The organism is Tychonema sp. LEGE 06208 (genome assembly GCF_015207505.1).
Classification (GTDB): domain Bacteria; phylum Cyanobacteriota; class Cyanobacteriia; order Cyanobacteriales; family Microcoleaceae; genus Microcoleus.
The window spans coordinates 1-23,006 of record NZ_JADEWT010000079.1; the positions used below are offsets into that span (position 1 = coordinate 1).

22 protein-coding genes are annotated in these 23,006 nt (G+C 45.8%); 8 read left to right on the top strand and 14 right to left on the bottom strand.

Annotation, left to right across the window (positions count from 1 at the left end; all coding sequences use genetic code 11):
* A partial coding sequence (locus tag IQ263_RS19380) for an RNA methyltransferase (protein ID WP_228050194.1) occupies positions 1-631 on the bottom strand: 631 nt, incomplete at its 3' end.
* 264 nt (positions 632-895) lie between these two features.
* On the opposite strand from IQ263_RS19380, the gene IQ263_RS19385 reads away from it, so the two are divergent.
* A complete protein-coding gene (locus tag IQ263_RS19385) occupies positions 896-1,051 on the top strand; it encodes a DUF2256 domain-containing protein (RefSeq protein WP_194069414.1) in 156 nt (51 codons plus the stop codon).
* Between the two features lie 64 nt (positions 1,052-1,115).
* Complete coding sequence (locus IQ263_RS19390; protein WP_194069416.1) at positions 1,116-2,051, top strand: isoaspartyl peptidase/L-asparaginase; 936 nt, start codon at positions 1,116-1,118, stop codon at positions 2,049-2,051.
* Positions 2,052-2,435: 384 nt separating this feature from the next.
* Here IQ263_RS19390 and IQ263_RS19395 read toward each other — a convergent pair whose 3' ends face one another.
* The gene (locus IQ263_RS19395) at positions 2,436-3,683 is read right to left on the bottom strand and encodes a WD40 repeat domain-containing protein (protein ID WP_194069418.1); all 1,248 of its coding nucleotides are present in this window, start codon (positions 3,681-3,683) and stop codon (positions 2,436-2,438) included.
* Between the two features lie 196 nt (positions 3,684-3,879).
* On the opposite strand from IQ263_RS19395, the gene IQ263_RS19400 reads away from it, so the two are divergent.
* The 4 genes from IQ263_RS19400 (at position 3,880) to IQ263_RS19415 (ending at position 6,301) form a co-directional block, all read left to right on the top strand.
* The gene (locus IQ263_RS19400; RefSeq protein ID WP_194069420.1) at positions 3,880-4,089 is read left to right on the top strand and encodes a hypothetical protein; all 210 of its coding nucleotides are present in this window, start codon (positions 3,880-3,882) and stop codon (positions 4,087-4,089) included.
* 3 nt (positions 4,090-4,092) lie between these two features.
* Positions 4,093-4,524, top strand: coding sequence for a tetratricopeptide repeat protein (locus IQ263_RS19405; protein WP_194069422.1), 432 nt, complete (start codon positions 4,093-4,095; stop codon positions 4,522-4,524).
* Between the two features lie 41 nt (positions 4,525-4,565).
* Positions 4,566-5,360 carry a tetratricopeptide repeat protein gene (locus tag IQ263_RS19410; protein WP_194069424.1) on the top strand — a complete coding sequence of 265 codons (795 nt, stop codon included), beginning with the start codon at positions 4,566-4,568 and terminating at the stop codon, positions 5,358-5,360.
* A 449-nt stretch (positions 5,361-5,809) separates the two neighbouring features.
* Positions 5,810-6,301, top strand: a complete 492-nt coding sequence (locus tag IQ263_RS19415) for a hypothetical protein (protein ID WP_194069426.1) — start codon at positions 5,810-5,812, stop codon at positions 6,299-6,301.
* 907 nt (positions 6,302-7,208) lie between these two features.
* On the opposite strand, the gene IQ263_RS19420 is transcribed toward IQ263_RS19415, so the two are convergent.
* The 5 genes from IQ263_RS19420 to IQ263_RS19435 all read right to left on the bottom strand — a co-directional run bounded on the left by IQ263_RS19420 (position 7,209) and on the right by IQ263_RS19435 (position 12,940).
* On the bottom strand, positions 7,209-8,291 hold the full coding sequence (locus IQ263_RS19420) for a ribonucleotide-diphosphate reductase subunit beta (protein ID WP_228050195.1): 1,083 nt from the start codon (positions 8,289-8,291) through the stop codon (positions 7,209-7,211).
* A 49-nt stretch (positions 8,292-8,340) separates the two neighbouring features.
* Entirely contained in the window at positions 8,341-10,599 is a 2,259-nt protein-coding gene (locus IQ263_RS19425; RefSeq protein WP_194069428.1) for a ribonucleoside-diphosphate reductase subunit alpha, read from the bottom strand.
* A gap of 114 nt (positions 10,600-10,713) precedes the next feature.
* Positions 10,714-10,845, bottom strand: coding sequence for a hypothetical protein (locus tag IQ263_RS29450; protein ID WP_255515907.1), 132 nt, complete (start codon positions 10,843-10,845; stop codon positions 10,714-10,716).
* A gap of 508 nt (positions 10,846-11,353) precedes the next feature.
* Positions 11,354-12,739 carry a bifunctional UDP-N-acetylglucosamine diphosphorylase/glucosamine-1-phosphate N-acetyltransferase GlmU gene (glmU, locus tag IQ263_RS19430; RefSeq protein WP_194069430.1) on the bottom strand — a complete coding sequence of 462 codons (1,386 nt, stop codon included), beginning with the start codon at positions 12,737-12,739 and terminating at the stop codon, positions 11,354-11,356.
* Between the two features lie 57 nt (positions 12,740-12,796).
* Positions 12,797-12,940 (bottom strand): hypothetical protein, encoded by a 144-nt coding sequence (locus IQ263_RS19435; protein ID WP_194069432.1) that lies wholly within the window; start codon positions 12,938-12,940, stop codon positions 12,797-12,799.
* A gap of 357 nt (positions 12,941-13,297) precedes the next feature.
* Between IQ263_RS19435 and IQ263_RS19440 the strand changes: the two genes are divergently transcribed.
* Both IQ263_RS19440 and IQ263_RS19445 read left to right on the top strand, forming a co-directional pair.
* Positions 13,298-14,317 (top strand): hypothetical protein, encoded by a 1,020-nt coding sequence (locus IQ263_RS19440; RefSeq protein ID WP_194069434.1) that lies wholly within the window; start codon positions 13,298-13,300, stop codon positions 14,315-14,317.
* 90 nt (positions 14,318-14,407) lie between these two features.
* Positions 14,408-15,232 (top strand): sulfurtransferase, encoded by an 825-nt coding sequence (locus IQ263_RS19445; protein ID WP_194069436.1) that lies wholly within the window; start codon positions 14,408-14,410, stop codon positions 15,230-15,232.
* A gap of 121 nt (positions 15,233-15,353) precedes the next feature.
* On the opposite strand, the gene IQ263_RS19450 is transcribed toward IQ263_RS19445, so the two are convergent.
* The 7 genes from IQ263_RS19450 to rfaE2 all read right to left on the bottom strand — a co-directional run bounded on the left by IQ263_RS19450 (position 15,354) and on the right by rfaE2 (position 22,882).
* Entirely contained in the window at positions 15,354-16,826 is a 1,473-nt protein-coding gene (locus IQ263_RS19450) for an MBOAT family O-acyltransferase (RefSeq protein WP_194069439.1), read from the bottom strand.
* Between the two features lie 121 nt (positions 16,827-16,947).
* On the bottom strand, positions 16,948-18,540 hold the full coding sequence (locus IQ263_RS19455) for an ATP-binding protein (protein WP_228050196.1): 1,593 nt from the start codon (positions 18,538-18,540) through the stop codon (positions 16,948-16,950).
* 48 nt (positions 18,541-18,588) lie between these two features.
* Positions 18,589-19,608, bottom strand: a complete 1,020-nt coding sequence (locus tag IQ263_RS19460) for an ATP-binding SpoIIE family protein phosphatase (protein WP_194069441.1) — start codon at positions 19,606-19,608, stop codon at positions 18,589-18,591.
* A 682-nt stretch (positions 19,609-20,290) separates the two neighbouring features.
* Positions 20,291-20,689, bottom strand: coding sequence for an anti-sigma regulatory factor (locus IQ263_RS19465; RefSeq protein ID WP_194069443.1), 399 nt, complete (start codon positions 20,687-20,689; stop codon positions 20,291-20,293).
* 150 nt (positions 20,690-20,839) lie between these two features.
* Entirely contained in the window at positions 20,840-21,232 is a 393-nt protein-coding gene (locus IQ263_RS19470; protein ID WP_255515908.1) for an STAS domain-containing protein, read from the bottom strand.
* A gap of 170 nt (positions 21,233-21,402) precedes the next feature.
* A complete protein-coding gene (locus tag IQ263_RS19475; protein WP_194011745.1) occupies positions 21,403-22,272 on the bottom strand; it encodes an STAS domain-containing protein in 870 nt (289 codons plus the stop codon).
* Positions 22,273-22,387: 115 nt separating this feature from the next.
* Positions 22,388-22,882, bottom strand: coding sequence for a D-glycero-beta-D-manno-heptose 1-phosphate adenylyltransferase (gene rfaE2, locus IQ263_RS19480; protein WP_194011752.1), 495 nt, complete (start codon positions 22,880-22,882; stop codon positions 22,388-22,390).
* Positions 22,883-23,006: the final 124 nt, after the last annotated feature.

Here is a 23,006-nt window from a genome sequence, read left to right on the forward strand (position 1 = left end):
GGATTGGGAGAGGGGGAGACTGGGAAAATATACCCTCGGACTTTTCCCTTCTCTGCGTAGCATCCGTTAAATCCGCTACAAAATCCGTTGCCGAACTTCTCCCGGTTACATCCGCTACATCCGCTACAAAATCCGTTGCCGAACCTTCTTCCCGATACAATTCGTAGCAGCAAATAGCGACTGCTTGAGCGAGATTTAGGGAGGTGTAAGCATCGCTGCTGGGAATCCGAATCAATCGCTGGGCGCGGTTTAATTCCGCGTTAGTCAAGCCGCAGTCTTCTCGACCAAAAATTAGGGCGCTGGGGGCTTCTAGAAGCCAAGGTAAAGCATCGGCTGGTGCTTCTAGCTGCATTGGGTGCGATCGACTGTCGTCTCCTGTAGTTGCGATCGCCCTGACACATCCTACCAAAGCTTCTGGCAAAGTTGCTACTACTTTAACCGTTTCCAAGATATCGGCGGCGCGAACAGCCATCAGTCGGGCTTCTTGCCCTAAATGATCGCACTGGGGATTGACCAAAATTAATTGGTGCAAACCCATATTTTTCATCACTCTGGCTACCGATCCCACGTTTAATGGCCCTGCGGGTTCGACTAAGACGATTCGGATGTTGGTTAATGCCGTTGCGACCATTGTTACTCGGAGATAGCTGAATTATAGTTATTGCATAAATTTTGAATTTATCGGAAAACTGCAGATTTAATATATATGCAAAAGTCAAATTCACCCCCCGCAAGTCCCCCCTCCCGCGGGGGGAAACAAGAATAATCTTGCCCCCTCCCCGCGAGTTCGGGGAGGGTTGGGGTGGGGTGCACTCTATTTTTGCAAGAGTTCTAATGTAGGTTAACGCGGATTAACGCGGATAATTTAAGATAGTGTATTGTTGTCAAAATTAGCATGGCTAAGCAGCGATCGAAATCTGAGTTACCGACTAAGATGTGTCCTGTGTGCGATCGACCTTTTACTTGGCGCAAAAAATGGGCCGACTGCTGGGATGAGGTGAAATACTGTTCGGAACGCTGTCGCCGCCGTCGCAACAGTTCAGAAAATTAAAAATGTTTTGCTCTTTGCCTAACAAAAGCTAAGATTGCAAAAGAAAAATTTTACGGTTAAAAGTATGGCATCGCAACAAGTGCAACCAAAGTTAGTTATTCACGGCGGTGCCGGTAGTTCTCTACACAGCAAGGGCGGAATTGAGGCGGTTCGCAAATCGCTTTATGATGTTTTGGAGGCCGTTTATCCGCTGCTCAAAGACGGTGCGAGTGCGGTAGATGCGGTGATACAAGGCTGTCGGTTGTTGGAAGATGACCCGCGATTTAATGCCGGTACCGGTTCTGTGGTGCAGTCGGACGGGCAAATTCGGATGAGTGCTTCGCTGATGGACGGTTGGCTGCAGCGTTTCAGCGGCGCGATTAATGTTTCTCGGGTTCAAAATCCGATCGAACTTGCTAAGTTTTTGCAGGCTGCGGACGATCGGGTATTGTCTGATTTTGGGGCGGCGGAATTGCTGCGAGAACTTCATTTGCCGATTTACGATCCGATGACGGATTTGCGTTTGCACGAGTGGATGCAGGAACGCCAAGGCAATTTTAGCAAGGCAATGGCTGATGTGGTGGCGGAACCTGCGGGTGTTGGTACGATCGGAGTTGTAGCTTTGGATTCCGGGGGGCGTTTGGCTGCTGCAACTTCGACTGGCGGCAAGGGTTTTGAACGGATCGGGCGGGTTAGCGACTCGGCGATGCCGGCGGGAAATTACGCTACGGGGAATGCCGCGGTTAGCTGTACGGGTATCGGCGAGCACATTATGGATGAGTGTTTGGCGGCGCGGATTGTGATTCGGGTAACGGATGGTTTGAGTTTGAAGGCTGCTTTTGAGCGTTCTTTTGCGGAAGCTGACTCGCGCCAGCGGGATTTTGGGGCGATCGGGATTGATGCTAGCGGTGCGATCGCGATCGGCAAAACTAGCGAGGTAATTCTGGGTGCTTTTCATGACGGTACGCAAATGGGCGATACTTTGGAATCCAACCAGGGAACGCTGGTTTTTGTTGCTTAGAAAAGCCGTTTGATTTTCGGTAACAAAAATCAGGACACAGCCACAAAAATTAGAATAAAATAGTGCTTTGTCCCTGGGGGAATCCTGGTATTTTCTATCATGCCCGGTGGGTAGATCGCAATCAAATTCGTTCGCGCGTGTGGACTTCATATCGTTTCCGGTTGGATCGGAATGATTTAACCGCAGAGTACACAGAGTACACAGAGTCCGAGAATATATATCTGAATCATTCCGATGCTACCAGATTTGATATCAGTCCGCAGAATTTTGGATTTTACGGACTAAATTCCGCACGCGCGAACCGTTTTTGTATTTACCAGGATAGGCTAGTTTTAATAATTGGTATTAGAGGGATGATTCTAGCAATAATTATTGAAATTAATATTAAATTCGCAACTGCCAAAGTTTAACTGTACCATTCTCGCTACCGCTAACCAGAGTTTCGCCCAAATGCCCGATCGCCAACGCAGACACAGGGCCCGAATTTCCCTCCAAAGACTGCAGCAACTCGCCGCCAAGATTCCAAAGTCTGACAGTGCCGTCAAAACAGCCCACCGCAAAGTATTTCCCGTCGGGGCTAATGGCGGCGGAAGTGATCCGAATTCCTGTTTCCATAGAATGCAATAATTCGCCTGTTTGCAAATTCCACAGGGCGATATTTTTGTAGCCATAACTGACAAGAATTTCGCTATTGGGAGTAATTGCTACATAATTTTCGCTGCCAAACGTTCGCCTCACTTCTCCCCCCGGTAGTTCCCACAAAGTGACGGTGGCGCGACAGAAACCGCTGGCTGCATTCAACCCGCTGGCTACTAACATTTTGCCGTTTGGACTCAGGGCGATCGCACTTATATCATCTCCTTGATAGCCTTCCAAAACTTGCAGCAGTTGGCCGCTGTTGAGGTGCTGAAGCTTGACAGTGCCTCTGGTGGTGCCGATCGCCAAAATTTGCCAGTCGGGGCTCACAGCGACGGATTCGTGGCGGTGTACCTCTGCTAAACGCTTCAGCAGTTCGCCGTTTTGCAGGTTCCAGAGTTTGACTGTGCCCGCGCGCGATCGTGTCAGCAGCGTTTTGCTAGCGGGGCTGAAAGCAACTAGCAACACGGCTGTTGAATGTCCGCAAATAGTCCGCAACAGTTCCCCGCTGTGCAAACTCCAAACCTTCACTGTACTGTCGTGGGAACCTGTTGCGAGTAATTGTCCGTCGGGACTGATGGCGGCGGATAGAATGCTGTCTGAATGTTGGAGAGTGGCTTTTAAGGTTGCGCCGGATGAGGTTTTTAGTTGTTTTTTATACCCGGCTATATCCAGCCAGTCGATCGCATCTCTCCAATTTTTGAGAGCATTTCTAGGCCGATTTGTCAGCGTTTCTATATATCGATACAAAGTTTTAGATAAGTCAACCTCTACACCTTTGATTTGTTTGTTGAGAAGTGCCGCTATTTCGGCCGGGCTGCACCCGCACAGCAAGCCGCACAAATGCCTTTTTTCCACTGGTGTCAGCCCTCTTCTGGTGTGGGGGGCAAATTCTTGTTTGGCGTTTGCTAAGTCGCTGTAAAGCTTTTCGATGTCCCAGTCGCGGCTAGCCCGTGTAAAAGGTTCTTCTGGTCGATCGAGGTTTGAGGGTGTCATTTGTGGCAGTCGCGATCGAGTTCCTAGTCAAATTCCTAACCAAAATCCTAACATTCGCTGTGCGCGATCGGACTGCTTTCACCGCTAATCTATTTTTAACACAGCAAACAGCCAAAAGAGTTTCGGGTTAAAAATTCCTTTTAATCCTAACCTTGACAGTTTGCCAAATAACTATAAATCAACGGAAAAATAGAAAATGTCTGGAATTGCGATCGCCTTATTTTTTGGTCTGGGTTTTCTTTTAGCTACTGTTGGCTATATCTGGGGATTAGTTCAAGCTTTCCAAGAAGAAGTAGTTTGGGGATTACTTTACTGGTTTATTCCATTTGCTGCCTTCGTTTTTTATATTAAGAAATGGAGCAATAAAAAAATCAGAAAAACACTTTTGATTCAACTAGCTGCATAGCCAATGTTTTTATTAGGAGGCATTATTACTGTGGTAAGTTATGGCGCAGAGTTTACAAAATTGGTTCAGTCTGGAACCATAACCGTAAACCAAGGATCTAGCGAGCAATCGCCCTCTTCTTTTCCTTCAGATTTCAGCATTTCTTCATCCCCAAATCAAGAGAAATCTCCTGCTTCCAAGCAATCTCCAAGTTCCGAGTCATCCCCTCAACTTTCACCAGCACCTATTTCTGAGCCTAATTCTGCTACTGTTAGCGCTCAACAAGGTGATTTCAAACAATTGATGAAACTCGGCTATGCCTACTACGCACAGGGAGAATATCAAACAGCTTTAATCTATTTTAAGAGAGCTTTACAAGCACGTCCGGGCGATGGCTATGCTCTCAAAGCCATTGACAATACCAAAAAGGCGATCGTCCAAGCAAAGGCTAAATAACCCACGTACACATTCACTTAAAATCAATTAAATATAAAGTCATGAAACCGACCTCAGATAAACTAGAATTCGTTGAAATGTCCGCATTTTGGATACAGCTATTTGTGGGCGGGAGTTTTTTATTATTCGGTATGTTTGCGGTTTTCTTTTCTGGCGGTTTTTTCGCTGTTTTATTTGCCCTCCTTGGTTTGCTGTTAGTGATATTTGTAGAGATAGAGACCATTACATTTGACAAAAATCTCGGTCATATGACTATCAATCGGCATAAACCACTCATGGCCAAAATAAAATTTATCAAACAGTTACTTAAACGTATTTCAGGCATGGAAATTGAACACACGAAAGTTATGAAATACCTACTTCAAGATATTTCAGGTGTGGAAATACAGGGAATTTTAGATAGTGAAAGCAATAAATATCGTATCTGTCTTGTGTTGCACTCAGGTAAGCAGCGTGTTCCTCTAACTTCTGGTTTTACCACTGGTAGTTTGGGAGGCTATCATAAAAAAGCTGAAGTGATTGCGACCTTTTTGGATATCCGAAATTACGGTATTGACGGTTTTCCAGCAGACAACTCTAACGAACTTAAATGGGAGACGGTAGAAGAGGAAATTGCCCACTGGGAAACTGCCATCAAAAGTGATTCTAATGATGCTGATGCTCACATGAAGTTGGGATTAGCTTTGATACTTCAAGACAAAACAAAAAATAAAGAACAAGCAATGGGTTATCTAAAACAGGCCGAGGCTTTGTTCAAAGCTCAAGGTTATGATGAAGAAGCTATGCAGGCTGCTCAACTTTACGGCGCGGTTTATTGGGGAATGCTGGGAAAGTGAAGTTCAGATGCAGTCTTGGATACACTCTGACTGAAGAAACCGGTTGTTTTTGCGAAAAGACACCTTGTAATCTGCCGATTCGGTAAAAAGTCCGGTTTCTCGGTTTTATCTAAGTCCTAATTATCCAACATCTAAGCTTTACAGCCAAGTTTGAATAAACGCTTGTGGGGAGGAGTAGGGTTTGGCAACTTAGCCACCCTAAACATACAATAATTATGACTTTTATGAATTTAATTAATGAATTATATGAATTGACCTGAAAAGAAAACTGTTTGATAATTGTAGTTAAGACCTTTTCTGTAGAAATAATAGGAAAACTAAAGTTCTCAGTCTAAATTCTAGAAAATTCGTATTTGGACGCTTCGGGAAATAGAGGAGTATGGCAGATGTTTAATTTATTAAATCTTAGTTTCTAAATAACCTTGTTTAAAAAATCCCAATATCGACTCATGAAAGTTATCAAGCAAACACCAACTCAACTAACAATTCAAACTTGTAGATTCTGGGATGGTTTGTTATTAATTTCTCCTTTTATCGTAATTGGCTTAGGGCAGATTGTTTTCGTGTCAAATTGGATAGGTGGAGGTATATTTTTGTTGTTTTCGCTGTGTTTGTTGGACGGCGCAATAGATGAAATTTATATTTTTGATAAAAGTTGTGACAAAATGACCGTTAAACGACGGGGTTTGTGGCTGAATCGCGTTACACAAGGCTCAACTCGCAATATTTGTGCGGTGGAATTAAACGCAATAGCAGATAGCGAGGGGAATTTCAGCTACTATGTTGATTTGTTGATGTTGGGGGGCGATCGCGTTTGTTTGGGAAGTAATGCGATCGCCAAAGAACAGCAAAAAACTGTTGACTTGATTTGCGAGTATCTGAATTTAGCACCGCACAAGTCAGCGATGGGGATTAAAAATGAGAAAATTGTGTTATTTTGAGGCGCACAGTCTCATATTTCTTGGCTAAAGCTGTTGATGGTAGCTAAAGCTCTAATTGCTGAAATTTTTCAACGTTTTTATGCGCTTATTTAAGATTATTCGCCGCGCCACAGCCTATCTCAAACCAAGGCGCAAGTAAACTCGTGACATTAGTTGTAGACAAGAAATTTTTAAGCTAATCTATGAATAATACAAAATCCGACTTAAATACCCCCTTGATTCTTTAGTGGTTCTGGCCTAGAAGGAAAGGAAAGTTTGGGATGCGTTTCAACCGCCCGCTAAGAGAGGAGTTGTTGGCGCGGATTGGGTTGAATCGCCGTTACGCATCAATTTTTGGGCGAGTCTGCGAGTAAGCTGTTGCTTATATAGATTGTGTAGGGCGATTGAGGGGGAGAAGGGGAGAAGGGGAGAAAGGGAGAGGGGGAGAAAGGGAGAGGGCGATCGCACTAAGGAATGAAAATTTAATAATATTAAATCCTCTCTTCATCGGAATAGTAAATTCACTGTTAACTGTTGACTGTTAACTGTTAACTGTTGACTGTTGACTGTTAACATCATTCCGATGCAACCGAAAACGATATAAATTAAGCGATTGGCTCGTTACTTTCGCTCTGCCTGGTAATGCAGATTGGCGAGGCTCTGCCTCTCTTTAACCCTGAGCTTCTGGAGAGAGAGAGAAGTGTGGCAGATATTTGATTTATTAAATTTTCGTTCCTTTAAGCTGTTGTTAGTTTGTGGGTGTGCTTTTCGCTCGAAAGGTTATATATATTATTAGCTTTTGTGCGATCGGGGGAAAACAAAAGCTAATAAATATTTAGTTAACATTCAATCAAGAACATCTTAGACTTTAGCGGACTGACATTCCCCGCGACGAATCAATGAAGAGTGTCAGTTCGATCGCCAAAAGCTAGAAATCATCCCAACCTTCAAGGCTAGAAGACATCACGTAACTGGTGACACTGGACTCAAAGAAGTTGGCTTTTGTGTTGGCCTCTTTCTTGGTATCTGAAAATCGCTCCAAATGAGCGTAGGGGCTTTTCTTGTATTTCATATCAGGAAAAAGCGGTTCTAAGCCGATCGCCTTGAGTCGCTGATTCGCAAGGTACTTTGTATATTGCTCTGTGCTGCTGGTTGTGATACCTAGAATGCTATCTCCAACAATGTGCTCGGCCCACTGAGACTCGTGCTCCACCGCAGTCGCAAACATTTCGTAGATTTGCTCCTGACTGTGCGGAAAGATTTCCATCGCTTCTGGAAGTAATTTCTGATACAGCCGCACGTGGGAAAGTTCATCTCGGTTGATCATTCTAAAGATATCGGCACTTCCAGCCATCAGCATTCGTGAGGACAGATTGTAGAAAAAGTTGAATCCATTGTAGAAGTACAACCCTTCTAGCAGATAATCTGCCATCAGCGAGACAAAATAGTTTTCTGGGGTTGGATCGTCAACATACTTTTGATACAGTCCGGCGATGAATTGACAGCGCTGTTTCAACACTCGATCGCTGCGCCAAAACTCATAGACTTGGGAACGGCGATCGCTAGGAACAATGGTTTCAATAATGTACTGATAGGACTGATTGTGCATTGCCTCCTGAGAAATTTGTTCCGCCATGCACAGGGAGATTTCGGGCGCGGTAACACTATTTTTGATGTGCGGCACATTGCAGGTTTGTACCGAATCGAGAAATGTCAGATAGCTAAGGATGCCATCAAAAGCTCGCCGTTCCCCAGTCGTGAGATTAGCATAATCAGTCACATCCTGAGTCACATCAATTTTTTCAGGAATCCAAAAGTTTTCCCGCATTTGTCGGTACAGCCCAACTGCCCAGCCGTAGCGAACATCGTTCAACTGCATCAAGTTGGTTGTTTCGCCAAACCAAATCTTGCGGTTTCCGGTCGCATCATTCCCTTGGGGATTGAACACGGGGTTAATTGGCATTCGATTCGATGCAGTCCCTGAAATGGGTGTAGCTAGACTTAAAACCATTGTGAATTCATCCGATATAGTTAATACAACAATTGAGAGAAGCAATCAGTTAATTCGCACAAGCAACACAGCCATCGTTAGATTCTTTGAAACTATCTTTCTGTACGGTGCGAATGTAGTAGATTGCTTTGCAGCCCGAGTGCCAAGCTAACACCAAGATGTCAAAGATATCTTTTGCCTTGAGAGAGCGATCGGGTTCATCAGGAAAATACACACCTGCATTTAGATTGAACAATAATTCCATTGAAATTCCTGTATCAATCCACTGCTGCATCGTGGCGATCGCGTGGATTACCACCCGTTGATTCAGCGTCTTGTTTTCACTGTAAAACCAGAAATGATCCCGAATGTAAGGTGGCGCAACCGGAACCGTCCCTTTGGCCCATTTTTCATAGAAGAACCTGCTATAAACGGGCAACACACTGGCAGTACAACCCTGGACTAAGGATGAAGAGGTATTGGGCGCGATCGCCGTGATATGGGAATTGCGAATGCCATGCTCTTGAATCGCCTGACTCAAGGTTTGCCAACGTTCCGGCTGACAGGCGTTTTCCAAAAACCACTCCACGGGCTTTGCTCCTACCAAATGACCTTTACTCCATTCACTGCCGGCAAAAGCAGGATAGGCTCCTCGCTCTTTTGCCAGATCCATTGATGCGGCGGTGCAATAGTAACCGATGTCTTCAAACAGATTGCTAATCTCTTGCAGGTGATTGTAAGTTAGATGGCGCTTGGCCAACCAATCGGCTAACCCCATGCAGCCCACCCCGATCGTGCGATATTTGTTGTTATGTGTGGTGCTGGCAGCAAAGGGCGGTGTGGTTAGATCGATCGTGTTATCCAAAATCCGCACGGCTGTCTGACAAATCTGTTCGATCGATCGCGCATCATCTTCTAAATTTGCCAGATTAAGGCTGACCAAGTTACAGGTATGGGCTTCTTCCCCTGGCTTCACATTCGACCAAGATTCTTGACAGAGATTTCCGCCTGGAATATAGCCTTGATGCTGATTAGGATTTGCCAGATTGACCGTATCCTTAAACCAAAGATAGGGCATTCCAGTTTCTAACTGAGTTCGCATCACGTCTTTGAACAACAGACGAGCATTCACCTTTTTGTAGAGCGTAATTTCTCGATCCAAGCTGGCTTCGATTTGAGCATAGGCAGCTTCAAAAGATGCTCCCCACAGTTCAGCCAGCTCGATGCCCAGCTTTGTTCGCACCTCATAGGGGTCAATCAGCGTCCACTCCGCATCGGCTTCCACTCGTCGCATAAACTCATCACTAACCACCAACTGCGGAAACACATCATAGGCTTTCCGCCGCTGATCGCCATTCTCGGTTTGCATCTCCAAAAATTCGGGCAAATCCAAATGCCAGCTATCTAAACTGACGGTGATCGCCCCGGCTCTCCGTCCGCCCTGATTGACTGCGATTGCGGTATCGTTGAGCAGCTTCACCCAGGGAATCACCCCGCCCGAAGCATTGGCTTTCCCCATCACCCAACTGCCCGTTGCGCGAATCCGAGACAAATTAACCCCGACACCGCCACCGTTTTTAGAGATCCTAGCGGCATCATGAATCCCAGAAAAAATGCTTTCGAGATTGTCATCTAATGCGGTGATAAAGCAACTGGCGAGAGAACCGTCAGGAATTCGCAGGTTTGCCAGAATCGGCGTTGCCAAAGAAATCTGCCGGCGTGCCAACTTTTCATAGAACTGCTTGGCCCACTGGAGCCGCTGTTCTGGTGCTTCCGCCCAGGCCAACAACAGCGCACAGGTCAATAGGGATTCTTGGGGCAATTCATTCGGCAATAGATACCGTTTGGTCAGCAACACGGCTCCAGCGTAATCATAGTCAGCATCCCAATCCGGCTCGATCCACTCATTGGCAATTTCTAACTCTGCGGGAGTGTAGGTCAAGATGCGACGATCGTACTGCCCTTCGAGGACTTTAGCTTGCACAGTCCGGGCATAGTCACCGTATTGATAGCCCCGACTCACCTGAATGTCTTTCCACAAACTCCAAATGTGCAGCCTCCCTGCGGCATAGCGCCAATCGGGTTCTTCAGGACTGCACAACTCCAACGCACAGCGGATTAGATTGTCTTGAATCTCTCTGGTTGTAATGCCGGGACGCAGCTTAGTGGTCAGGCTGGCTTCTAGGGCGATCGGGTTTGCCGATAGTTCTCGACAAGCCCAGTTGACGACTGCGCGAATTTTTGTAATATCGAGTTCCGTCGTAGAACCATCTCGGCGAATCACCTGAATATTGGTTGTAGAAAACTCGGCAACAGATGTAACTTGCATGGCAATTAATAACGATTAAGGCGCAGTGGATAGGAAGGCAAGCGAATCCAGGAATGGATTATAAAGTGCCACCCCTTGAGACATAAAAAATGGGCAATTGAAAAGTCGTAATGACTAGGTTAAAAGCAATGCTTCAACCTGAACCGATCGACTTTCAAAGCAAATATCTTCAAAAACCCGATCGGGGAAAATCCACCCCAGGATGATGCCTAGTTCGATCGGTGATTTGCGCTCAGTATAGATCAATTATTGTCACTTCGCACATTAATTTACGCTATTGCTAGCGTTGAGATCGGGACTAGACGCTACATATTGCTATATGACTAGGTTTGTAGGATTATAGGCAGCATTTCCTCGCTCTACAATCAATCTGGCAGCGATTAAACAAAGCAGTTCGATCGCGTTCAATTGTGCTATAATCCGCGACGATTCGGTTTTGGTGAAAAGCAGCCATCAGACGGAAAGAGGAAAGAGCAATGCAAATATGCCGCTGTCCCGCAACTGTAAGGAGAAGTGCTATAGCGGTTCTCAAGCGTGGTGAGATATGCACTATGCCCTATGTCCTATGTCCTATGCCCTAGGTCGGATAGTACCTCCTATGAGAGCACAGAAAGGCTACATACAACACGATCGCGCTGGTTTCAGTTTTCGTGGCTTGATTAGTTGACTTTTCCGCCCCACCGACAGAGATTAACTACAAAACTAGCCGGTGCGATCGGCGCACCCGACAGCAGAATGTGCGTACATAATAATGTTATTTTTCGGGTTCTTTGAGTTTCCAACCTGGTTTGACAACTTGCCGGGATCGGGCAATTACTAAACAGTCATTCGGCACTTCTTCAGTTACGACAGAACCTGCTGCTACTGTAACATTTTCTCCCAAAGCGATCGGTGCAACCAGCACGCTGTTGGAACCGATTTTAGTTCCCGATCCTATTTGAGTTTTGTGCTTATTTTTTCCGTCGTAATTGGCGGTAATTGTCCCAGCACCGATGTTGACTTTTTCTCCCAAAGTCGCGTCGCCTAAATAAGACAAGTGAGCGATATTAGTTCGATCGCCAATTTGAGCATTTTTCAATTCTACAAAATTGCCGACGCGACAGTTTGCGCCTATTTGGGCGTGTCCCCGCAAGTGCGCGTAGGGGCCGATTCGCGAATTTTCGGCGACAATGCTGTCAGAAATTACCGAATAAAGCACAGTCACATTTTCGCCAATTTGACTGTTTTCAATCAAAGATCCTGGGCCGATGCGACTCCTGGAGGCGATCGAAGTTTTTCCCCGCAAGTGAGTTTGCGGTTCAATTACCACATCCGCTTGCAACTTTACGGTATCATCGATCGTAATGCTGTGGGGATCGATAAGTGTTACTCCCGCCCTCAGCCACTTATCCTTGATCCGCGTTTGCAAAATATCGGAAGTTGTGGCTAAATGTTTGCGATCGTTAATGCCCAATATTTCTTGATAATCTTCGACATCCACCGCCATCACCGGAGAAAGGCTGCTTACCGTATCAGTTAGGTAATATTCTTTTTGGTCGTTATCTGCCTTCAAATCTGGCAAAATTTTCTCTAAATCCGGCCAGTGAAAGCAGTAAACACCTGCATTAATTCGGTGGTTTTGCTTTTGAGCTTGGGTGCAATCTCGGTCTTCTATAATTTGCTGAACTAAGTTTTGACTGTCGGTAAATACTCGCCCGTATCCTTGAGGATCGGGCAAATTAGCTGTCAATATAGTAGCCGAGTTTTGGTGCTGTTTGTGAACGACTATCAATTGTTTGATAGTTTCGGCCCTCAGCAAAGGTACATCGCCATTTAAGACCAGCAAATCTCCTGGAAATCCCTCTAAGTGAGGCAGCAATTGTTGGATGGCGTGACCGGTTCCCAATTGTTCCGTTTGTTCGACAAATTCTAGGGGAGGAAATTCTCGATCTTTGGTTGTTTCTTGAGCTTCAATCAGAGATTCTTTAACGAGTTCGCTGCGATAACCGACGATGACAAGTCGCCGGGAAATTTCAATTTCTTGACAACTTTGGAGGACTCGCTCAACGAGGGTTCGCCCGCCCAATTCGTGGAGAACTTTGGGCAAGTCAGATTTCATGCGCGTGCCGCGTCCAGCCGCTAAAATTGCTATTGCTATCATTGTGCGATCGAGTTTTTTGCTATAAAAACTTGAATATTGACTAAATGATGATATCACTCACAGTCCGTCGATGCCACTGCGATCGCACAATTTTTTAATCTTAAATCTCCAATCTCCAATCCGGGCGTGCCCTGTCTTTTTCCCGCCGGATGTCGGTTTGAGGCGCGAGGCTTGCGGTTTGACTCGATCGCGTGGTATCAAATTTCCGACGACTGAAGTCCGAACGATCGAACCGGACTCAGGTTTTTAGGAGGACTTCAGTCCTTCCCCAAGGGATGCTAGGGGGAGCGAGAGTGATAATTTAGATATGTCAGCTTGGATTTACCGAGATGGATTATACTATTCGTTGAATTTCAGTTATGGTGTTTTCAGGTAAAAAAACTATTAGTTGCTTCTTCCTCCTCCTTCCTCCTTCCTCCTTCCTTCTTTTTAGCCGCTCGCGTAGCCTTTATAGCTTTCTTCCTTCTTCCTGATGAATAATGACTAATGACTAATGACTAATGATTAATGACTAATGACTAATGACTTCTTCCTTTCTGCATTATCAGGTGTCCAGCTATGACAGAGCTTAATTTTCAGGAACTTGCCAAGGAGGGATATCCGCAGGCGATCGCATCTTGGCTAAACAGCCAGTTGCAATCTGAAGGGATCGCAGCCTCCGCGCATCTCGACGCCGACTGTTTGGATATAATTCTTGAAGCCGAGCAAGTACCGCTCGAACATATATTAGTTGATTTTGTCCGCAGCCAACTAACAGAATTGCAGCCGGATTCGATTAGCAAAGTGAAGGTTGAGGGGCGAGAAATCGGTCAGATTGTGCCTGCTTGGATTCAGGAGTTTAGTTTAGAAAACAGCACTTTGGAACAACAGAGCTTTGTAGAAGAATCTGTGCCAGATGCTGCTGTTGCGAAGGTGGACGATCGCACAGAAGAGACACATAGCGATATTGAGGAGGAGCAATCGGCGGAATTTGTGGCATTTGAGAAGCGGTTGCGATCGACTTTTATTGTCGTCGCGCTGGTTACTGGTATGTTGGCGATCGCGGTAGTGGCATTTGTCGGTAAAATTTTAAACGAGCAGCCAGCAACTGCGGGGAATAACCCCGATGAAATAGCGAATTTACCAACTGTACCGGATACTTTTCGAGACGCAGTTAACAGCGCAGTCAAAGCAGCAGAATTAGGGCGAGTCGCCAAAACCAAAGAAGATTGGACGACAGTTGCCGATCGCTGGCAAGAAGCAGTATCGTTGATGAGAAGAGTACCGGTGTCTAGCTCCAACCATCAACTAGCTCAGACAAAAGTAATCGAGTATCAGAAATACCTGCTTTACGCTCAAGAAGCCGCAGTAAATCCACCCCAGCCAGAGCCAACTCCCGCACCAGCCAAAAAAGCCGAACCGGATAAAACAACTCCTAAGAAATCTAATTCCCCAAAAGCAACTTCCGAGAAAGAAAATCCTAAGAAATCTAATTCCCCAAAAGCAAATTCGGAAAAAGAAACTCCCAAAAAATCTAATTCAGAAAAGCCAGAACCGGAGCCAGCAACTCCCAAGAAATCTAATTCAGAAAAACCATAATCCGAGAAGCGGTAAGTGCGCCGCATTCCGCCCTAATTAGAGAATTTTTTTGTCCACAAATGTAGATGTCAAACACCGATTTAAACACTTATGAATGACAACGATTTAATTGTTTCTCCTGAATGGTTGGCCGCCAATACCGAAAATCAGCAAGTTGTAATTATTGACTGTAGGTTTTCCCTCGCCGATGTCGAATTGGGACAAAAACAATATCAAGAAAGTCACATTCCCGGAGCTTTTTATTTAGATTTAAATCGAGATCTCGCGAGTGCAGTTGGCAAACATGGCGGCAGACATCCGCTGCCAAATATGGGAGAATTAGCGGCAAAATTGAGTGCGGCTGGCATTAATTTAGGAGAAACTTTAGTTGTGGCTTATGACGATTCGCGGCTGGCTTTTGCGGCTCGTTTGTGGTGGCTGCTGCGATATATGGGACACAGCAAAGTTGCTTTGTTAGATGGCGGTTTTGGCGCTTGGAAAGCGGCGGGATATCCGGTAACAAATATTTTGCCGGAATATCGGGAGGGTAAATTTGTACCGGAATTGCAGCGGGATGCGATCGTTGATATTCAGGCTGTCAAAGAGCGAAAAGACTTGCCGCACAGAGTTTTGGTTGATTCGCGAGAGAGCGAGAGATACGCGGGCTTGCGGGAGCCAATTGACCCGATTGCAGGTCACATTCCGGGTGCTGTCAATTACCCTTGGCAAGGGGTGACGGATGAAACGGGAAAAGTGCGATCGACCTCGGAACAAAAACAGCGGTGGACGGAATTAGGAAAAGCGGAAGAAATCATTGTTTATTGCGGTTCTGGGGTGACAGCTTGCGTTAATTTACTGTCTTTAGAAATCGCTGGAATTCCCGATGCAAAACTTTATGTCGGTAGCTGGAGTGATTGGTGTTCCTATCAATTGTAGTCTGGGCCCGATGTTGCACCTAAATGTATTTGCAGGGTGCTTTCACTGGTTCCCAGGCAGAACCTGGGAACCAGTTATATGGACTAAAGTCCTTACTACAAACCTATATTAAGATAATGCCCTAAAAATCGAAGTAAATATAAGGCAAACCGCCTTCGGGAGCTAACAGCCAAACCGCGTAGAAACAAAGCGGCACTAATACCAATTTTATCGGCCAATTTAACTCCACTTTCAAAATGCGATTGAAGCCATAATTAAGCAGCATTGCTGCAGCCACAGCCGCCAATATCCAAGCCAACTGCACTCTGTCCAAACCCAAAGCTTCTACATAAACTTTATTAGCAAACTGTACGTCAGCAGGGTGTCCCCACAAATGGGAAATTGCCCATCCAGAATCTTTTAAATCGGGAAGACGGAAGAATATCCAACTACTAAAAACCATCGCCTGAGTCAGCAGCCAAGCGATCGCCATCCCGATCGGATTTTCCCACAAAAACTCGATTCGCAACCGCTTAAAAGTCACATCTGTTAATCGGTGCAGCGCCAAAGCCAAACCGTGCAAAGCCCCCCACACAATAAATCCCCAAGCCGCCCCGTGCCAAACTCCCGCAATTAACATGACGGTGAACAAATTGAGACAAGTGCGCCACAAACCGACACGGGAACCACCCAACGGAAAATATAAATAATTTCGCAGCCAATCGCCCAAAGTCATGTGCCAGCGCCGCCAAAAATCACCGATGCTGGTAGTAAAATAAGGGAAGTCAAAATTTGGTGGCAAATACCAACCAAGCAGCAAAGCAGTACCGCGCGCCATGTCAACATAGCCGCTAAAATCGAGATAAAGTTGCAGCCCGTAAGCAAAAATTGCCAGCCACAAATCCTCGCTTCCCGCCCGTTGTAAGTTGGTAAAGCTTAAATCGACATAAATTCCCAAGTTGTCAGCAAAAAGACCTTTTTTAACTGCACCGAAGGCGATCGTCCAAAGTGCTTCAGAAATGCGATCGGGTGTCGGAAAACTCTGGGATTTCAGTTGATAGATTAAGTTGTGATAGCGAGTAATCGGCCCAGAAATCAGTTTCGCAAAAAACAACTTGTAAGCAGCAAAGTGCAGCAGCGAAGTAGCCGCCGGTGCGCCTCGGTACACGTCAATCAAATAAGAAATGCACTCAAAGCAAAAGAAACTCAATCCCAAGGGTGCGATGACGTGAGTTTTTACCCAGTTAGCGCTGTCGAGAGCAACTGGCCAATTCAACAAAGTGCCGATCGAATTCAATACAAAAGGCACATACTTAAAACCCAGCAACAGCAACACATTCAGCGCAATTCCGATCCACAGCAACCACAAACGGCGGCGGTTCCAAGAAGCGTTAGCAATCCGCCAATCTAGAGGTTCTCCAATCGCCATCGCCAAGCAGTAATTAAACACAATACTGACTAACAACAGAGGAATGTACCAAATTTGCAGCGAAGCGTAAAAAATCAGACTACCTACCAGCATGATAAACAGTCGCCACCACTGCAGTGGAACCGACCAGTAAGCTGCTAACAAAACTAATAGAAACAGAGCATATTGAAGGGAGATGAAAGTCATACCATTTGAGATTTGAGAATTGGGGAATGGTTGATAAGCTGATGTACCTCTAAATTTCAATATGTAATTTAGATGCACATCAGCTTATCACGTCCGCTCTCTGAAAGCCGATCCCAAACATTCAGCAGCGCTGGCAGCCCCGATCGCGATACAATGAATTTCGGCCAGCAAGTCCTTGGGAAAATGAAAAACACTCTTCATTCTCCACCACCAAAATTTTTGCTGCAGAATCCCGCACGGGCGATCGAGAATTTGCTAGAAAAAGCGGTGTTTTCACCCCCTTAGCAGCAGACATTTCCAAAGGTTTTTCTAACTCTCCATCATACACGATCGGCAAATTGACCAAAAAAGTCGATCCCGCTCCGGGCGAACTTTCAATTTCAATACTTCCCCCCAGAAATTCAGTCATTTTCTTACACAAAGATAATCCCAATCCCGTGCCTTTCACGCCCTTCTGCAAGTGATTTTCGATTTGGACAAATTCTTCAAAAATCCGCGTTTGGTCTGCTGGCGGAATACCAACGCCCGTATCTGCCACGGAAAAAGTAACAGTTCCCCCCTCTTCCATTTCCGCAGCAACTCGCACTTCGCCGGCTTCAGTAAACTTGAGAGCATTTGAAATCAGATTTCGCAAAATTTGAGAAAGTTTTCCCTCGTCCGTTGTGAGGGTTGGAAGTTCCCGAGGCGTTTCAAAAATCAGAGTAACGGCAGAGTTTTGGGGTAGCAGGGGGCGCATCATTCCCCGCAGCACGCTGAACAAATCTTCGACTTCAAAATCAGCAACGCGAACAGTGACTTTTCCAGCTTCTACTTTGGCTAAATCTAACGAGTCGTTAACAAGTTCTGCCAGAGAAAGGGCAGATTTGTGAATAAAATTTACTTGCTTTTCTTGTTCTGGTGAAAGTTCTCCGTCGAGGCGCTCTAACAAAATCTCGGAAAGACTTAAAATTGCCGTTAGGGGAGTGCGAAACTCGTGGCTCATATTGGAGAGAAAGCTGGTTTTGAGTTCGCTGGCGCGCTGGAGAAATTCTGCTTTTTCGTTCAATTCGGCGTAAAGTGCCACAACTCCGCGATTGGTATCTTTTAGTTGTTGATTTAACTGTACGAGTTCTTCTTGACGCTGGCGGAGTTCGTCTAAAGTACGCAGCAATTCTTGATTTTGTTGCTGGATTTCGGCGTAGGGATCTTCGGGAATTTGGCGCGCTAGTTTGTCAACTAATTCATTGAGTTCGATCGCGCTCAGAGCAGGCATTTGTTTAGAAAACTGCTTAATTAACTGTACAGCAGTTCCGCGATCGGGCGAAGAATCGATTTGCACGTCATCCATCAACCGTTTCGCCGCCGCCAAACCGAGTCCCGCACCGGTTTGCGATCGAAAATCGGGGCTCAAAACCGCCGATAAATCAGCAATTCCCGGCCCGCTGTCAGAAATCCGAGTCCGAAAAAATTGGCGCGATTCCCCTTCCACAATAAATTCTACTTTACCGCCCCCTGCATATTTAAAAGCATTGCGGGCAATTTCGGAAACTGCTGTGGCGATGCGAGTTTGTGCTTGGGAATCGAATCCTAGCCCCTTAGCAATTTGGCGCGCTCTTTGGCGTACTTGTACGATATCTTGCTCAAAGCGGACTTCCGTCGTCAGGATTGGGTAACTAATGCCATTTTCGATTTTCGACTTTCGATTTTCGATTGTGGAATCACTGATGACTATCATGTTTGAGTTCTCGCCTAGAGTTTCATTTTTTTTTGAAAGTGGTATGTATTAAGCTGGTTGTCTTACCTTAGCTACGACAACTGTCATATCATCGCGAGTCCGTTTGAAGTCCCGGTAGAGCACCGCCGCGATTAAAGCCGGATGTCTCGCGGCCAAACCCGGATAGCGGTTGAAATCCCACTGCGCCGCCAAACCGTCGGAGTGCATGACTAGCAAGGAATGTGGCGACCAAGGATAGACAAATTCTGCTACTTTTAGCATCCGATGTCCAACAGTACCGTTGTAAGAAACCATGCTGCGACTGCGGTTATCTGTCACGACTACACCAGAGATATTGCCAATTCCGGCAAAACAGACTGTTTGTTGGGTACGATCGATCAGGGCGATCGCAGCAGCCGCTCCTCTGGTACTTTTTAAAGCAGCGTGCGCCTTCTCTAAAATAGCTTTCGGCCCGAGTTTAGCACTTTCCCCAAATACCCGGACAGCTTCTTGCGAAGCTTCCTCCGCCAAAACCCCGTAGCCTAGCCCGTCAGCAACTAAAATTAGATTTTTGTCCCGATCGTTTTCTATCGCCCAGGAATCCCCGCAAATTTCCTCTCCTGCTTTCGGCAAGCTGACGACCCCAAATTCCAAGTAATTGCTGTTTTGGGACGTTTCCAGGCGATTCTGAGTCGGTTCCAAGCGCATTAATAAAGCTGTCCCCAGTTTCGGTACAGAATGAATATCAAAAAAACTAGAAAGGCGTTTAATCGCGCCGAGTCCGGTTCCCAGAGTTCCCGCAGTCGAAAAACCGTCTCGCAGACACTGACCGACATTTGCCATTCCCGGCCCCCGGTCTAACGATACTATTTCAATGCTATATCCTGCGTCTGTTTTTACAGTTTGCAGCAAAATCTCTCCTTCGCTGGCGTATTTTACCGCGTTTTTTGCAGCTTCGGCGGTGACAATTGCTACTTTACCGCGATCGGTCTCATCAAATCCGACTTCGGCCGCGAGGGCGACTGCAATTCGCCGCGCTTCTCCGACTTGACTTTCTTCTGTTACGGGGAGGGCTAAGGCATTTATCATTATTTTGTAGTTCTAATCTCAAGCTAGTCAGTAGTCATTAGTCATTAGTCATCAGTCATTGGTCATCACTCATCATCTCAGAAACCTGGTTTATTTGGAATATTTTTCGTCACCAAATGCCCAACTCGAATCAACCCGGTTTCTCGCCCCTCCGCATCACTCATCATCTCAGAAACCGGGTTTATTGGAATATTTTTCGTCACCAAACGCCCAACTCGAATCAACCCGGTTTCTCGCCCCTCCGAATTATATCAAATCCGGTAGCATCGGAATGATTCAGATATATATTCTCGGACTCTGTGTACTCTGTGTACTCTGCGGTTAAATCACCTGACGATCCAACCGGAAACGATATTACTCATCATCTCAGAAACCGGGTTTATTGGAATATTTTTCCTCACCCAACGCCCAACTCGAATAAACCCGGTTTCTCGCCCCTCCGAATTATATCAAATCCGGTAGCATCGGAATGATTCAGATATATATTCTCGGACTCTGTGTACTCTGTGTGCTCTGCGGTTAAATCACCTGACGATCCAACCGGAAACGATATTACTCATCATCTCAGAAACCGGGTTTATTGGAATACTTTTCGTCACCCAACGCCCAACTCGAATAAACCCGGTTTCTCGCCCAATCTCGCTCAATTTCGCTCAATATCCCCCACTCCCCATCTACTCTTTCACCGCCAGCGGACGATCGCAATTTTAGTCCCCTTACCCACTTTAGAAACAATCTCAAACTCGTGCATCAACCGCTTAGAACCGCTAAGGCCCAAACCCAAACCGCGATTGGAAGTATAACCGTCAGTCATAGCCAATTCAATGTCTGGAATTCCCGGGCCTTTGTCTTCAAATATCAGCCGCAGCCCTGTGCGCTTACCTGATTGGATCGTTTCTAAAGTTACCGTTCCCCCTTTGCCGTAGTCTACAGTATTGCGGGCGAGTTCGCTAGCTGCAGTAACGATTTTTGTTTGGTCTACCAAGCCGAATCCCATTGCTACAGCCAAAGTTCGCACTTGCTGTCGGACGTTGACTATATCGGAGGACGATCGAATTTCTAATGTCTCACGTTTTGACATGGCGGCTACTGTACCAAAATAGAATTTCTCCACAAAACATAAGACCTACCCCGATCGACCAAGTTTCCCACAATCAATCTTGAATTAGTCAACAAACTATCTACAAACAAACCAGAGTTATTCACCTATTGCCCCTAAATTGCGGAACAATCAATCAACGGATCGCAATCCTAAATCCGTAGGAAAACCCAAGGACTTATGCAACAAATTCATCCCTTTTTCAACACTTAAAGCTGTGCGAATTCCTGTCAGAGAAAGCCCCAATTCAACCAGCGTAATTGCCACCGCAGGCTGCATCCCAACCACAACTGTTTCCGCATCCAATATACGCGACATGGTAGCAATATTGTTGAGAATTCTGCCGATAAAAGAATCTACAATTTCCAGAGAAGAAATTTCTATCAAAACACCTTTTGCTCCGGTTTTGACTATCCGGTTCGTCAAGTCGTCTTGCAGCATCATTGCCAAGCGATCGTGCATATCTACTTGAATTGTGACTAACAAAAATTCTCCCATTTGCAGGATCGGAATCCGTTCCATCATAAATTCACCTTGCCTTGAGCTTTGAATTGAATAAAACTTGAGACTGGAGACAATATAGCGGTTCTCAATTTGTGTGAAATAGGCGGCGGGCGAGCTTTTTTCCGATTATCCGCTCCCCATTACCAATTAACCAAGCGCACCGCCGACGTTACACCAGACTACAATATTTGTTATTTTTCCTCTTTCAGATTTCTTATAATTAAACCTTGGCGCTGCAAGGCGACTTTAAAAGCATCTGCTAAAGTTGCTTTTGTCAAAATATCTTGCAAGTCAACTCCCAAATGAACAATGGTTTGAGCTATTTGCGGGCGAATGCCGCTGATGATGCACTCAGTACCCATGAGACGGGCGGCTGCGACGGTTTTTAATAAATGTTGAGCGACTAAAGTGTCAACAGTCGGCACGCCTGTAATGTCTAAAATTGCAAATTCTGAGCCAGTTTCCATGATTTCCTGTAACAGAGTTTCCATGACTATTTGAGTGCGGGCGCTGTCGAGAGTCCCGATCATGGGTAAAGCAAGAATTCCTTCCCAAAGTTTGACTACTGGTGTTGACAATTCGAGCATTTCTTGCTGCTGGCGTTCGATTACTTCTTCGCGAGCTTTGAGAAAGATTTCTGTCACCCAAAGGCCTAGTTGGTCTAGTAAGCTGGTGGAAAGCCAAAGTTTTTCGACAAGTGCGTCGCGGTTTTGTGTCAATTCGTGACAAAGCCGATCGAACAATGGCTTTTTGAAGCATAAAATGAAACTCGCGATCTCTGACGGCGTAAAGCCCCTCTGAACGCGCGATCGCGAAACTTCTGCCAGCATCAGCCGCATATTTTCCCACTCTGGTGTCTGGATGTCGCTAAAGTTACCCTGCTGCAATGCTATTTGGAGCAATTGCAGGAACTCTTGACACTCGGATCGCAATTCTTTAGCTCTCATCAAGTCGTCCCGCCGCAGCCCGGTATTTTGCAGTTCTTTGAGCCAGTCTGCTAGTAACTCTGCTTTGTGTCTTTCGAGAATTTCCACGATCGTGTTATTGCTGGTGAGTTCCATTGAAATTATCTCCTGCTTAGCCATTGGGATGAAGTTGTACGATAAGCCACACTTGAGTGTTTTTGATGGGGCAGTTTATGAGTTTAACTCACTATTTGCTGTTTGCAAGCGAGGGTTAAGTACCTAACTGCAAAATGCGTTGGACGATCGCACTCGTAGAACTAGGAACTTCTATTTCGATCAAAGAAATCTTGCCGCCTCCGGCGATAACAGCGGGTGCTTCCGGCAGAGTTTCGAGTTGATAGTCGCCTCCTTTAACGTATATATCTGGCTTCAGGATATTTATCAGTTTAGTTGCTGTAATTTCGGAAAAAATTACTACCGCGTCTACGGGTTTGAGGGCTGCCAATACTTCGGCTCGCTGATTTTCCGGTACGATCGGGCGCGGCGGCAATCCCGGCTGTTGCGGTTTGATAGCTTGCACGCTTTTGTCGCTATTCAAGCCCACAACTAGCGTCCGTCCCAAATTTTTTGCCGCCTGCAAATAGCGGACGTGGCCAGCGTGCAGGATATCGAAGCACCCGTTAGTAAACACGATCGGACGCCAGTTATCGGGAGCGGATGCGATCGCTGCTGCGAGTTCTCTCAACGTGTAAACACCAGAAATCATTACATCCACCACTAGGAAATTTGAACAGCGATGAATCATCCTACCAAAAAATGCGATCGATTGTACCTTTTTCCTCAAACAATCAAGCACTATATCCGCAAATTTTTATTAGTTGAAAATGAAT